This is a genomic window from Pseudanabaena sp. Chao 1811 (genome assembly GCF_027942295.1).
GTDB lineage: Bacteria > Cyanobacteriota > Cyanobacteriia > Pseudanabaenales > Pseudanabaenaceae > Pseudanabaena.
In genome coordinates, this window is record NZ_CP101416.1 from 3,763,399 (window position 1) to 3,776,789 (window position 13,391).

Consider the following 13,391-nt stretch of genomic DNA (forward strand, 5'->3'; position numbering starts at 1 on the left):
AGTCTACATCGGTGGAGCAAAAATTATGTAAATTGCTATTACAATTTCACAAAATCCCGTAGATAAAATATTTTTGCGCTAAATTACTACCATCTCAATCTTGAAATTTATCCAAAATCTATATGCCATTTTTCTCAGTTCTTCTTGCCTTGCTGAGCGATCGCGATCAGTTCATCAAAGAAATTTATGATGACGTTAAAATTAACACCAAAATAGTTGGCTTATTAATATGTAGTTCTATATTTTTAGCAATTTATGGTGGCTTAATTGGAGCGATTAGCTCTTGGATGCAGATCATCTCTTCCGCCGCAAAGCTACCATTTCTATTTTTAATTACATTAGCAATTTGTTTGCCAGCACTCTATTTCTTTAATGTTTATTTTGGCTCAAAAACTACTCTAAGCCAATATGCAGCAATTTTGCTTTGTGCAGTCACAATTACTAGTACATTACTATTTGGTTTTGCTCCAGTTACTTTGTTTTTCTTAATTACAGCCGACAATTATTCGTTTTTTCTGCTATTAAATGTCGCCATATTTACTCTGACAGGCATTATTGGGGTTTACTTTCTCTATCAGGTTTTACTACCAAAAACCGAAACTATTATTGCCGACAAAGATTTGGCAATTGATGATACAGCCATTGATAAGAACCGCAAAATTCGCATCTCTATCCTCAAGTTCTGGCTAGGACTCTATGCTTTTGTTGGTAGTCAGATGGCTTGGACATTGAGACCATTTTTCGGTTCCTTTGGCTCTAAATTTGATGTTTTTCGACCCCGTGAAGGCAATTTTTATCTGGCTGTATGGAACGCGCTTAAGAACTTATTTTTTACATAAATCTGAGACTGCCTAACAACTATGCAAACAGATATTAGGAATTTGCAGATTACTGAACAGGATTTAGAGAGGGTTACTGGTAGAGAAGTCACTCGTTTATTTATAGGCAGTGTATATCGAATTTCTCTATTAAATAATCCTAAATATTTAGTTCCTTTTTTGACAAGTGAGGCGATCGCTTTATTTTTGATTGCGATCTTTAGTTTGCCAATTAGCATCCTCCTATTTCAATCTCTTGGTAAGTCCATCGATACTCGGCAAGAGCAGATCGGGTTTGCTATTTTTGTATTTCTGCTTGTATTAATTCTGTTTGCAGGTTGGAATTTTGTTGCTTGGATTCGTGCAAAAAATATGTCTTGTTTGTCCCATCTGTTAGATGAGGTCGATAAATATAATCAGGTGATTGCGGCGGTAGATCTGTGCGATCGCCTGAAGTCTGTCGGTAATCAATCAGCAAATCTTAATCATCGTGAGGATATATTACAAGCGCTGGAGTTAACTAGAGATAGTCTGATTTGTGGTCTGACTACCGAAAAAATTCTCCGAGAGCATCGTCGTTTCCTCAGTGGTCAGCGTGAGCTTTTTCATAATATCGAGCAGAACCTGATCGCATTAAAGTCCTTAGATGTGCAGAATCAGGCTGACCAATATAGTTCTCTACTCAGTGATGCGCTAGTGATTGGGATGAATGTGCAAACGGAGATGATGAAGTTGCAGACAAGGGAAGTTGTATAGATATAGCGATCGCATGGCGATCTTCCTAGCCGTAAGTATTTAAGAAATGTTGCTGAATATCACAAGATCATCACGATTAAATCTGGAAAGCGTAGCAGTAAGCCTTGCATAAGAGGAAGCTGAACGCGAGCTAGCTACTAAGCTGAAATCAGTTGAAGGGTTTGTTGATTTTGTAAATACTCTAAGACCAATAATCTGAGATAGTCCAACATACAGATATATGACTGCATCTGTGGATAATGCGATCGCGCTTCGCTGTAGAGTTGAACGATGAGGTGGTTGTTAAATACGCTTAGTTTTTAGAGTTCGGTGGTTTTTCTATCAATACTAGGTCTAGGTTTGAAATCTGATTTATGAGGTTGTTAACCAAGCTAAAATCTCGTCAATTATTAATTCAATACTTGGTAGTGGATAGACGATGATTTCTCCATTTTGTAGATGTTTATGTTCTTTTTCTGATAGTGGTGGTTTGTGAGCGGCATTATCGTAACGAAAAATCAAACTTTCTCCTGCATCTTGATATTGGTAGGCATAGCTGAAATGTTCGATCCGTTCCTGCTTGGCGGAAATGTATTCTCGAATAAAAAGTACAGAGTTATCAATTAGTTCTACTTTGATATTGATGAAGAGTTCACCTGATGGACGAGATTCGCTATTGGATGTGATTGTTTTGGCTAAACCGTAATCTTCTAGTCGAGAAACTGCAATAACTAAGTCTTGAAAATATCTAAATACTGACATTTTGGCTGATGTTTTGTAGGCTTAGGAGAATTTGTAAGTCTTGAGTAATATTTTCTAAACAGCGATATTCGCCAAACCATTCAATATATTCTAAGTCTTTGCCTTCTAGATTCTCTGCTGTCCAAGAGGTGACAAACTCACTGGAGGAGATTTGATATTTTTGCTCGAATGTTTTTAATTTTTGTTCTATTTGTTTTTTACCTTGTTCCATTCGTAGGATTTCGGCACGGATTGTTTTTTGGAGAATTGCGATCGCACGATCGGGGTATTCGGTAAGGATTTTTAACTCGTTCATTGTCAAGTTGCGATAAAGTTTTACTGCTATTTTAGTCTTTTTAGATCTTGCCGATCGCTAATTACGTCACTTTTCAGGCAAATAGGCGATCGCTATGAATATTTACAACATCCATAACTTACCTCCAATTTTTACTTTTTACTTTTACCTTTTTACTTGATCGAGGATCGCAAGGACAATTTGAGAATGATCCATATCCAATCCTTCGCAGAGAATATCTTCATCACGTTCTCCGTTGAGGATTTGCCGAGTCGCATTACATCCCATATTTTGACATTCGGGATCGACTGCTTGTAATTGAGATTCTAATTGCTGTCTGACCTCGGCATCGTCAACCGCCATCACTACACCCTCGATAAACTGGCTGTGTTGGCGTAGCTCGTACTCAGTGCCTGCAAATTTGGCGCAAGCAGTGCGCGAAAGGCGGCGATATTCTTTTGCTTTGGCTGGATCTCCTTGTTTATCGCTAATTCGTGCCAAAAGTTCGTAAGTATTCCAAATCTGAGCCGCAGCAGGATCAAGGGTTTGCTTAATTGCTAAGGACTCTTCAGCTAATTGTTGTGCTTCGTTGAGACGATTTGGAAATTTTTGGATTAGATTAGCAAGGTTACTGAGATAGCTGGATACCAAAACGAGATCGCCAATTGAGAGTGTAAAGTGAAGTGTGTAAAGTCTGGGATATATACAGAGAGATGATCTAGACACACAATTACCAACACTAAAACTGATGAATATACGCAAAGAATTGCTCGACGAATTGCTGCAAGAATGTAAAACACCACCTGACCTATTCGGAGAAGGAGGCATTCTGAAACAACTGACAACCGCGTTGGTGGAGAGAGCCTTGGAAGCAGAACTATCAACCCATCTGGGATACGGTAAGCACGAACCAAGACCAGAAGGACAAACCAACAGTCGCAATGGCTATAGCCAGAAAAAAGTGCAAGGTGACTTTGGCGTAGCCGAAATCGCAGTCCCCCGAGATCGGCAAGGGGAGTTTGAACCGCAGATGGTGAAGAAAGGACAAAGTCGCTTGTCAGGACTAGATGAAAAGATCATTGCTCTCTACGCACGAGGTATGAGTGTCAGGGATATTCAAGCCCAGTTGCAAGAAATGTATGGTGTTGAAGTATCACCAACACTTATTTCCAATGTTACAGATGCAGTAATTGACGAGGTGAAGCAATGGCAAAACCGTCCCCTTGAAGCAGTCTATCCAATCGTCTTTCTGGACTGTCTAGTCATCAAAGTCCGAGACAATGGCAGAGTGATTAACAAATCCTTGTACTTTGCCTTGGGCGTGAATATGGACGGGTACAAGGAATTACTGGGTATGTGGATTTCTCCGAATGAAGGTGCGAAATTCTGGTTGTCAGTACTCACCGAAATTCACAACCGTGGGGTCAAAGATATTTTGATTGCCTGTGTCGATGGCTTGACTGGTTTCCCTAATGCGATTGAGACGGTATTTCCTAAAACTCAGGTGCAGTTATGCATTGTCCACATGGTCAGAAACTCGGTCGCTTTTGTACCTTGGCAACAACGCAAGCAAGTTTGTGCTGACCTCAAGGCTATTTATAGCGCGGCGACGGAATCGGAGGCTGAGTTTAATCTCGAACTCTTTGCTGAAAAGTGGGACAAGCAATATCCATCAATCTCCAAGTCTTGGCGCAGTCATTGGGCAAACATTATCCCCTTCTTTGCTTTCCCGACCGAGATTCGCAGGGCGATTTATACCACCAATGCGATTGAGTCGATGAACAGTAGTTTGCGGAAGGTGATTAAATCCCAACAGATTTTTCCCTCTGATGATGCTGCTTTCAAGCTCGTTTATTTAGCAATGCGGAATATCTCGAAGAAGTGGACGATGCCGATTCGTGATTGGAAACCTGCTCTTAATCGCTTTGCCATCCTCTTCGAGGATCGTCTCCACGTCTAGCTTCTAGACTTTACACATTTTACTTGACAGTCTCCGCCAATTTTTTGACTGACATTGATCGCCTTGCGATACCATTCCTCACCCTCTTTCAGTTTCCCCGAACCTTCACGCATGATCGCCAACTGATTCCAAGTCGTTGTTGCTACAGCCAAATTACCTTGCGCTTCGTCAATCTGTGCAGACTGGCGATAAGCTTGCTCTGCGGCTTCCCACTGGCGCGCTTTTTCAAAAGTCATTCCCAACTGATGCCATACAGTTGCTTCTAATTCGGGTTCGTTGAGTTGCTGAGAGGTTATGAGTGCTTCGTGATAACTTTGGATGGCTTCGGTGAGATTGTTCTGTACTTGTGCCAAGGTTGCTAGTTGGATTTGTATTACAACTTCATTTCGTCGATCACCCAATCCTTTTATAATCGCTAACGCTGTCTCGTAGGACTCACGGGCGCGATCGTAGTCCCCAATTATCACCAATACATCCGCTAAGTCTGCCTGACATGCTCCTATTTGTCGCTTCACGTAGTTATCTTGCTCTAGCAGTCCCGCCACTTTTAACGCAAGGCGATACGTTGCCGCCGCCAGTTCTAGCTGTCCCGTTGACCCATAGCAACGTCCAAGCCTACCCAGCGTAAGACAGCGCTGATAGCTAGGAGTCGCACCTAAGCCTGCCAAAACCTCCTGAAACACCGCCTCTGCTTTGGCATAGTGTCCTGCATTAAACAACTGTTCACCGCGATTATCCCTCGTCGTAAACCAAGTTGGAGAGCCAATCTCACCGCCCATGTGTTGCATCATTGCTGTCAAGTCTGCCCGATCTTGATTCAGCCCGAAGTAGTCAAGAAACTTGTTAACGTTATCCACAAAATTGACAGCAAAGTCTTCGCCTGCGGTAATGCTGCCGCGCACCGCATACAGCAAATTCGGTAGTTCCCGTTGGGCTACGGCTCTAGCAAAGAAAGGATTTTCAGCATCCTCGAAATACAAATAACGTGACATTTGATAATAGCGTTGGTGATGGCGGCTGAGGAGTTGCTGTTGTTCGGGTTCAGTCAACCGTGACCACATCACAGGGGCAAGCGTAGGATGAAATTTGAGAAAAGGCGCAGTCACCCCCACATGAATCAAAGATTCAGCCAGTCCCGTTGCCTCTAGCTGTGTTCTGAGTGCATTCCATTCCGTTTCCGCAATTTCCGTAATCGCAAGTAGGTAAGGTTCCATCGCTCCACCCTGAAACACTCCCAACCGCTTAATCCATTCCTGTGCTTGAGGATCGAGCCGACTCACCGACAGATTCAGCGAAGCCAGCAAAGGATTATTTGGAGTATCCGCCACTAACTGCGCTAACTCCCGATGCACCTCTAGCGCCCTTCTTTGCTTCAGTTGCCCCGCCAACAACCCCAACGACAAAGGATGATAGTCCAGCAACTTAAACAACTCCAACAAACCCTCACGGGGCGGCAAATCAAACTGTGGCTCTGGTGGCAACTTGATCAAACTTTGGAAATAGTCCAGCGCATCATCTTTCGATAAACCACCCAAAGGAGGTAAAGCAATATGCTTCAAACTCCCCTGATTGGGATAATCAGAATGCTGCAAATCCGCCGCCCTCGTCGTCAGCAACACCCGACTATTTCCCGCCTCCGACCATTCTTTTGCGATGTCGAGCAGGGCTTGATCCCCCCTACCCCCCTTAGAAAGGGGGGCTTGATCGGAATCTTCTTCTTTGCCCCCCTTTACAAGGGGGGGTAGGGGGGATCTAATTGTCTCCAAATTATCCAAAATCACCAACACAGACTGTTCCCTCAGCGCCCTAGTCGCCGCCGCCCCATCAATCAAATTCGTATCCAACACCGTCGCCAACACACTCACCGCATAACCCACAGGATCGACACCCTGAAAATCCGCAAAACTGATAAAACACACCCGCGCAAACATACCCGTCAGCAACAGCCACCGCCCCACCTCCTCAGCCAGATAGGTTTTCCCCATCCCCCCAAACCCCGAAATCGTAATCCGCCGCGCCCCCCGCACAAACGCCCTCTCGATCGCCCACAACTCCCGCGACCTACCCCAAAAACCTGCCTCCTGAACCTCACGGAGATTGCCCTCACCCCTAGCCCCTCTCCCAGAGGTAGAGGGGGACAAGAGATCTGAATTCTCCTCTTCTCCCCTCGCCCCTTGGGAGAGGGGCTGGGGGTGAGGGTTGAATAACGCTCCATCATTCCCCACCTGATACAAAGCAGGTAAAAACCAATCCTGCACCTTCAAAACCACCCGATCCTTACCCCTTGGGCGATCACCCCGTTCTTTATTGAGATACAGATCCCGCCGCGCATTTTCCAACGCCTCACCCACACCCTGACCCCGCAGCAAAAAGCCATAAAACTTACCAAACAACTGCCGCGCCGTCACCGCCAACACCGAATATTGCATCGCCAACACCGACGGCATCCCCGCCTGAGTCAACCGCGCCGCCACACTCCCCAAAGCATCATCACCACCGACCGCCGCCGACTGACAAGCCGACAAAATAATCGCACTCACCCTTTGCCGATTCAGCATATCCCCCAAGGTTTCCGCCGTAATCAGCGCCGATTTGCCCTCACCATCCTCAAACAACAAATAGCCCGTATTCGCCGCCGCCTTTGCATCCGCCTTAGTAGCGGCAACAGGATCGCTCAGCTTCGCCCGTTCATGCAAACTGCCATCAGGATCAAACGCCCCATGTCCATCAAAATGCACAATATCCACCGCAGGTAAGCGATCGTTCTCTAAGCGATCGATCAACTTATCCAAAGTCGCAGGACGCAAAAATTCTACGGCAACACGCTCACCCACCTCACCGATCGCCTCCAACAATGCCAATCCTTCTGCCCTCGGATCGAGAAACCCTGCATCACTAGGACGACTGACCACCATCAACACTCGCAACTGTTCTTTCGGATTTACCCGCGCCGCACTGCGACCACCACCCACACCCGCAAACTTACGCCGAATCGCAATACGGGGATTTTCATGTAACAAATATGTCCCCCTCGGATCGCGCAACAATTCCCAAGGCAAAGACAAAATAAGCGGATGACTTGCCCCAATAGTTAAAATCTTGCCCCGTCCATCACTATCCTGAAAATCATTAAACATCCTCGCCGCAGCGCGATCTCCAAAAATCGCCTCAAACAAAGCCTCTCCCCACTTAGGCAACTGCGCCTCAATTCTCTCCGCCTTGCGATCATCCACATCCATCATGTAATCTGCCGCATAGCTCTCCAAATACCACCGCATCTCAGCGCGATCGCCATCATTCACAGGCGCGATAAATTCCAGCGCATCCGTCTCGCGATCGTCGAACTTAATGACAAAGCGATCGCTACTCGTAAACCGCACATTTAACTCAATCATCAATACACCTCATCGTTAAGGGCGATCGCCATATTCATCACAAAATGCCTTCACGCCAATATGCAGCACAATTACAACTACTGCTACCAAAACCGATTGTAATAAATTACCAGTTAGTCCCAATCCTGTTAAAACCACCTTAAATTTATCCATCGCCTCCTTATTATCCAAGTCACCCCACTTCTTCCATTGCTTATACAGCACCCCATCTTCCTCACAGAGATCCGCCTTTGCCGCTTTCCAAAACTTTTGCAAAAAACTCTTCGCTGGTTCCTTAGTGGCTGTAGCGATCGCCTGATTTTGTTTGACCAATTGCGCCTCTTTGTCACCAGATTTTAGAGACGCATCACCAGACAGCGATCGCAACTCCAATAACTGAGCATCAATTTCCGCCGCTAATGCAGCAATCTCTTGATCAGAAAACATCGTCATTTGTTTTAGCCTCCTTGTAAAATTTGAGCAGCAGTTAACTTGAAATCAGCAAATACTGGAGAAACAATCTCGCGATCGCCTTCATATACCTGCTCCTCATAAAAACCATCCACCCATTCCAACACCGTCACCCGTCCCAGAATCGGATCAACGATCCAATATTCAGCAATACCCCTCGCTGCATACTCAGAACGCTTGTAGCGATAATCACGACTACTCTGATTGGGACTTACCACCTCAACCACTAATAACGGAGATGGCATTTCCGATAGAACCGTAGATCTGGTCGCTCCCTCCATAGCGATCGCCAAGTCCTCAGAAAATACTACTAAGTCTGGAACACGCACCCGTGAGCCAGTAGTTACAATTTCCGTTTTCATCGACAAGCGATAGGCTGGGATACCCTGCTGCACAAAGCAAACCAAAATAAACATCGCAATACGCCGATTAAGCTCGCTCTCAGCCGTCATTAAAATCAACTCTCCATCTTCAAACTCATACAAGGCATCAGTCCCATCGTCATAACTCAAGAACTCTGTAAGAGTCATCGTCTGAGAAGCTGCTTTATCTAATGTGATTGCCATAAGCGCCTTCTAGATCTCATTAATCAATTGTAACAACGCATCGGTGGAAACCTTGCCACTCATATCTGTACCTTCCAACAGGCTATCGGCAAGATCGCGCTTGTGATGGTGTAGATCGACGATTTTCTCCTCGATCGTTCCCTTTGCCACAAGACGATAAATTGTGACAGGGCGCTTTTGTCCGATGCGATGGGCGCGATCGCTTGCTTGATCTTCCACCGCAGGATTCCACCAAGGGTCCATATGGATCACATAATCGGCAGCCGTGAGATTTAGCCCTGTACCACCAGCCTTGAGACTGATCAGGAACACATCACCTTCACCTGCTTGGAAAGCTTCTACCCGTTTTTTGCGATCTTTGGCGGGAGTACTACCATCGAGGTATTGATAACTAATTTTTTGAGAATCGAGATAGTCACGGATGATATGCAGATGATCGACAAATTGGCTAAATACTAGTGCCTTATGTTTGTTATCTAGCAACTCACTGACGACTTCACCGAAAAGCTGAAGTTTAGAACTGGGTAAGGGAATATCGGGGCGTACTAGTTTGGTATTGCAGCAAGCGCGACGCAATTTCATGATTTCCGCGAGCACCTGTAAATGCTTTTGTCCTGCGTTGGCTGGGGTGTCGGCAAGTTTAGCGATCGCCTCACGACGGAGCGCTTCATAAAAGGCAAGTTCCTCTTTGCTGAGTTCCACTTGTAATGTAACTTCAGTGCGCGATGGTAACTCTTGCAATACTTGGTTCTTCGTGCGACGAAGAATGAAGGGCTGAATTAGCTTTTTCAATTGATTACGCGCTTCTCGATCCTGCGATCGCTCGATGGGGTTGGCATAGTTGGTATTGAAATTATCAAGGGAGCCAAGTAGTCCGGGGTTAATAAAGCGGAACAGATTCCATAACTCGCCGAGGTGATTTTCGATGGGTGTACCTGTGGTGATTAACTTGAAGCCACTTTGCAAATTCATCGCCGCTTGCGATCGCTTAGTTGCCGTATTTTTAATTGCCTGTGCTTCATCGAGAACAACGGTTTGCCACTCTACTTTTGCTAGCATTTCACCGACTTCCTCTTGCTGCATCAAGCCATAGCTACAGATCACCATGTCAAAGGGTTGGAGATTGTCAAGCACCTTTTGGCGATCGCCTGTACCAAATACAATCACATTCAGAGTTGGCGCAAATTTGGCAGCTTCAGAAATCCAGTTCATGCAAACCGAAGTAGGCGCAACAATCAGGGTGGCTCCCTGAGGGGCGCGGGTGAGGATTAGCGCTAAAGATTGCAGGGTCTTACCTAAGCCCATATCATCAGCTAAGCAAGCACCCACACCCCAATGGGCTAATCTCGCTAACCATTGAAAACCTTCGATCTGATAATCGCGGAGATCGGCTTGCAAGGTTGATGGTAGCTGCGGCTCAAAGTTCCGCATTTCTTTGATTCTTTTAATATGGGCTTTCCAATGCTTATCGACTTTCAGATCATCAATTTCATCAACAAAATCTTCAAGGGCTAAAGCTGCTAAAGGATGGAATCTCGTGCCTTTACCATGCTTCTCCGATAGGCGACGGAACTCATCTAAGCGTTTGCGGAACTGTTGGGTTAAGGCGATAAACTGACCATCACCAATGGGAATGAAGCGGCTAGGCGTTTTGTCCAGCAATTCCAATAGGCGCTGCATATCAATCACTTGGTCATCACCGAGGCGTAACTCCCCTTCGGCAGCAAACCAATCACGGCTTTGATTGATCGACATACGGAAATCGCCAAAACCAGCACGATGACTGATTCGCATCTTTTCGCCTTCTGGCCATTCCAAAACAATGCGATCGCCTAAGGCTTGCAATTCTAGTAGGAGTTCCAAGCAAAACTCAGGATCATCAATGACCCATTCACTTTCCTCTTCTTCAAAATTGCTGAGGGTGGGACAAGCAGCGATCGCTTCATTGGCAAGTTTTTTCTCTTCTTTTAAATTCCTTGTCGCTTGCAAACGTTTACCATCGATTTCGGCAAGTACGGTTGCACCACCAGTCCCCGGACGATAATAAGAGCCAGCATTAGCAAAGGGACGCGCAAGGATGGCAATTTTTAGACCATCCCCTGAGGGCAAAATATGCACATGGGGCTTGCTGTCCGATGGCACTTCCTCCGCATCACTCACGCCACCGCCGATATCAGAATGTACCGTCACAATTGAAGAGATCGAATGAATCGCTTCGAGAACTTTATCTTTCGCGGCAACAGGAATTTCAAGACGATTTTTGCGCCCAATAATTTCGGTGATCCGCCGATGGGATTCATTCACCTGTGTAACTTTGAGGCGAGTAGGGCTTTCTTTGGTGACAACAAAACTCTGACCATCCTTTAACTCTGGCGAAAACTCTAAAAATAGGCGATCGCCTTTTCCCGCCTTGACCAATAGTTCTGGTTCACCCTTGACGATATCTACACGAGTTGTGGGCGAGTCTTCCCAAAACACAAGCGGATGTCCAATTAAAGCGCAGATTGTCTCTTCATCAAATTCATATTGCGACTGTCCATAATAGCCATAGGAGGAATAGGCTTGGATATGGGAACAGGCAATAATATCCTGTGGTGTTAGATAGGGAAACTCATGGCTATTTTCTTTGAGGCGTTTGAGAGCAATATTCCGTCCCGTGCTCCAGACTCCTTTAGCATTAATCTTCTGTTCCTTCGGCTGTACGGTATAGCCCCCCTTCACAAAGCTAATTAGCCATACTAGACGCTGGGGTGAATTATTGGCTGCCTTGCTTGTCTCCTGTGGCGATTTGGTGAGATTGAGCAACGCATTAAGGCTCAGTTCCCAAGTTTCCCTTGGACGGATGAGGTTGACAATTGTAGGGATTTGAGTCTCTTGGCGTAACTTTTGAGCGTGTTTTTGATGGATGGAATTAGGGGACAGTTCTCCTAAAAGTTCAGCAGTTTCCATTGAGAGCCAATGGTAGCCAGCGGTTACTGATTGTTTGAGTAATGGTTGTAGAACCCTTGATAAATCCACTCGCGCTTTTTCAGGGTTGACCCAATAGAGACAAAGCGCACTAAAAAACACTTCTAAGCAATGGCTTTGGGTATGATCATGGAGATATTCATTACTGAGTAGATCCTTTTGAGGAATATCCCCCAATTGAAACTTCAAAACCCTTTGCAGTCTGCTATAGGTGATTTGCAACCAATGGTGAGTTTGCTTCACCATCAGTGCGGCATAACCTTCAGCTTCACGCATACTCTCGGCTGTTCCCTCCTGAATCAGCGCTAGGATAAAAAACAATCCCGGTTCACCACTGAAATAGATTTGACGTTTACCTGTAGCTTTTCGGATCGATTTGAGGGATAGGCGAAATTGTGTAATTGCTAAAGCGCGATCGCCTTTCAGAAAATGTAGCCAAGAGAGTAAGGCATTACCTGCCTCTTTGTAGTCACTGGACAGGCGATCATAGGCAGCTTGAGCAGTTTTTAAATCCGCACGCAATAGGCTTTGTTCGATTAATACCAATAGCAAGGGATCAGTGCAGCGATCGCTATTTTCTTGAAAACTTCTTTGCAATAGGGCTAAAGCTTGATCGGTATTTTTTAACTTAAGCATTCCATTGCTAAGAATGGTGCTTAAGCCGACCTCATAAAATGTTGAATCTAGGGTTTGAAACCAGTCTGGATCAAAAGGATTATTACAGATTTGAAATAGAATTGCATCTAAGGTGATTTTCTGTTGAGAATAGCCAAATCGGTAGAAATCATCAAATTGCTTAGCAACAAAATCCACATCCTGCCGATAAATCCCAATCCTGACTTCGCGAACAAACTGTGATTCACTCCTGAAAGTACGTGAACCTATCTTGCCGTAGGATGGTACTGGTATTTTTGCTTCGATGACTTCGACAATTTCTTCAAACTTTCCTTTCTGAATGGCATCGCGGACAGCAATATCAACCAACAACGAATTACATTGCACACCTTGAGAACGATCTTGATTGAGTAGATTTAACTTTAAGAGGCGATCAATATATGTTTTTAAAGCAATGGGCGATAGAGGCTTATCCTTATCCTTAACTCCAAAATAGATCAGGCAGTCTAGAATGACAGTACGATTCAGTGGTTCATAGGCGATCGCACAAGTGCGGATGATCTGTTGCTCTAACGCTGACAATTTATGATAGAGAGATGTTAAGGTCTCGTAGAGTTTGGCAGAATCAACTTGGAAATCAGGCATATCTAAAAGTTTGTATTGTGATTAGAGAAAGTTGCGATCATTAATTCTTGGAGATAGATGGAGATAGATACTTAGGATATCCTGTGGTTATTTTTAGTTCATAGTGACTCAATTAGTTATGGTGCTTTTTATATTACGAAATATTAACAGCAACAAATATCTAGATTTCATCATAGTTCAAGATAGTTCAAGGTTTGGCAAGCT

The 13,391-nt window shown here is 44.9% G+C and carries 10 protein-coding genes; 3 read left to right on the forward strand and 7 right to left on the reverse strand.

Annotated elements, in window-relative coordinates; translation table 11 throughout:
- Positions 1-122 precede the first annotated feature (122 nt).
- Positions 123-839: an actin-binding WH2 domain-containing protein gene (locus NMG48_RS17315; protein WP_271252698.1), complete on the forward strand. Its 717-nt coding sequence runs from the start codon at positions 123-125 to the stop codon at positions 837-839.
- 21 nt (positions 840-860) lie between these two features.
- The gene (locus tag NMG48_RS17320; RefSeq protein ID WP_271252699.1) at positions 861-1,574 is read left to right on the forward strand and encodes a hypothetical protein; all 714 of its coding nucleotides are present in this window, start codon (positions 861-863) and stop codon (positions 1,572-1,574) included.
- Positions 1,575-1,925: 351 nt separating this feature from the next.
- Here the strand turns inward: NMG48_RS17320 and NMG48_RS17325 are convergent, their stop codons facing one another.
- The 3 genes from NMG48_RS17325 to NMG48_RS17335 all read right to left on the reverse strand — a co-directional run bounded on the left by NMG48_RS17325 (position 1,926) and on the right by NMG48_RS17335 (position 3,315).
- Entirely contained in the window at positions 1,926-2,315 is a 390-nt protein-coding gene (locus tag NMG48_RS17325; protein WP_271252700.1) for a toxin-antitoxin system TumE family protein, read from the reverse strand.
- The gene (locus NMG48_RS17330; protein WP_271252701.1) at positions 2,302-2,610 is read right to left on the reverse strand and encodes a hypothetical protein; all 309 of its coding nucleotides are present in this window, start codon (positions 2,608-2,610) and stop codon (positions 2,302-2,304) included. Before NMG48_RS17330 ends, NMG48_RS17325 begins: the two co-directional genes overlap by 14 nt.
- 144 nt (positions 2,611-2,754) lie before the next feature.
- Entirely contained in the window at positions 2,755-3,315 is a 561-nt protein-coding gene (locus tag NMG48_RS17335; RefSeq protein ID WP_271252702.1) for a hypothetical protein, read from the reverse strand.
- Positions 3,316-3,337: 22 nt separating this feature from the next.
- On the opposite strand from NMG48_RS17335, the gene NMG48_RS17340 reads away from it, so the two are divergent.
- A complete protein-coding gene (locus NMG48_RS17340; protein WP_271251743.1) occupies positions 3,338-4,549 on the forward strand; it encodes an IS256 family transposase in 1,212 nt (403 codons plus the stop codon).
- Here the strand turns inward: NMG48_RS17340 and NMG48_RS17345 are convergent.
- From NMG48_RS17345 to NMG48_RS17360, 4 genes are read right to left on the reverse strand one after another with little or no spacing between them, the layout of a single operon-like run.
- Positions 4,546-7,944 carry a CHAT domain-containing protein gene (locus NMG48_RS17345; RefSeq protein WP_271252703.1) on the reverse strand — a complete coding sequence of 1,133 codons (3,399 nt, stop codon included), beginning with the start codon at positions 7,942-7,944 and terminating at the stop codon, positions 4,546-4,548. The genes NMG48_RS17340 and NMG48_RS17345 overlap by 4 nt on opposite strands.
- Positions 7,945-7,959: 15 nt before the next feature.
- Complete coding sequence (locus tag NMG48_RS17350) at positions 7,960-8,376, reverse strand: hypothetical protein (protein ID WP_271252704.1); 417 nt, start codon at positions 8,374-8,376, stop codon at positions 7,960-7,962.
- Positions 8,377-8,381: 5 nt separating this feature from the next.
- Complete coding sequence (locus NMG48_RS17355) at positions 8,382-8,960, reverse strand: Uma2 family endonuclease (protein WP_271252705.1); 579 nt, start codon at positions 8,958-8,960, stop codon at positions 8,382-8,384.
- Positions 8,961-8,969: 9 nt separating this feature from the next.
- A complete protein-coding gene (locus NMG48_RS17360; RefSeq protein ID WP_271252706.1) occupies positions 8,970-13,187 on the reverse strand; it encodes a DEAD/DEAH box helicase in 4,218 nt (1,405 codons plus the stop codon).
- Between the last annotated feature and the right edge of the window lie 204 nt (positions 13,188-13,391).

What these genes read in the sequence shown, in the direction of transcription:
- NMG48_RS17325 (WP_271252700.1), bottom strand. Translation starts at nt 2,315, where the DNA reads ATGTCAGTATTTAGATATTTTCAAGACTTAGTTATTGCAGTTTCTCGA.
- NMG48_RS17315 (WP_271252698.1), top strand. Translation starts at nt 123, where the DNA reads ATGCCATTTTTCTCAGTTCTTCTTGCCTTGCTGAGCGATCGCGATCAG.
- NMG48_RS17350 (WP_271252704.1), bottom strand. Translation starts at nt 8,376, where the DNA reads ATGACGATGTTTTCTGATCAAGAGATTGCTGCATTAGCGGCGGAAATT.
- NMG48_RS17360 (WP_271252706.1), bottom strand. Translation starts at nt 13,187, where the DNA reads ATGCCTGATTTCCAAGTTGATTCTGCCAAACTCTACGAGACCTTAACA.
- NMG48_RS17355 (WP_271252705.1), bottom strand. Translation starts at nt 8,960, where the DNA reads ATGGCAATCACATTAGATAAAGCAGCTTCTCAGACGATGACTCTTACA.
- NMG48_RS17320 (WP_271252699.1), top strand. Translation starts at nt 861, where the DNA reads ATGCAAACAGATATTAGGAATTTGCAGATTACTGAACAGGATTTAGAG.
- NMG48_RS17340 (WP_271251743.1), top strand. Translation starts at nt 3,338, where the DNA reads ATGAATATACGCAAAGAATTGCTCGACGAATTGCTGCAAGAATGTAAA.
- NMG48_RS17330 (WP_271252701.1), bottom strand. Translation starts at nt 2,610, where the DNA reads ATGAACGAGTTAAAAATCCTTACCGAATACCCCGATCGTGCGATCGCA.
- NMG48_RS17345 (WP_271252703.1), bottom strand. Translation starts at nt 7,944, where the DNA reads ATGATTGAGTTAAATGTGCGGTTTACGAGTAGCGATCGCTTTGTCATT.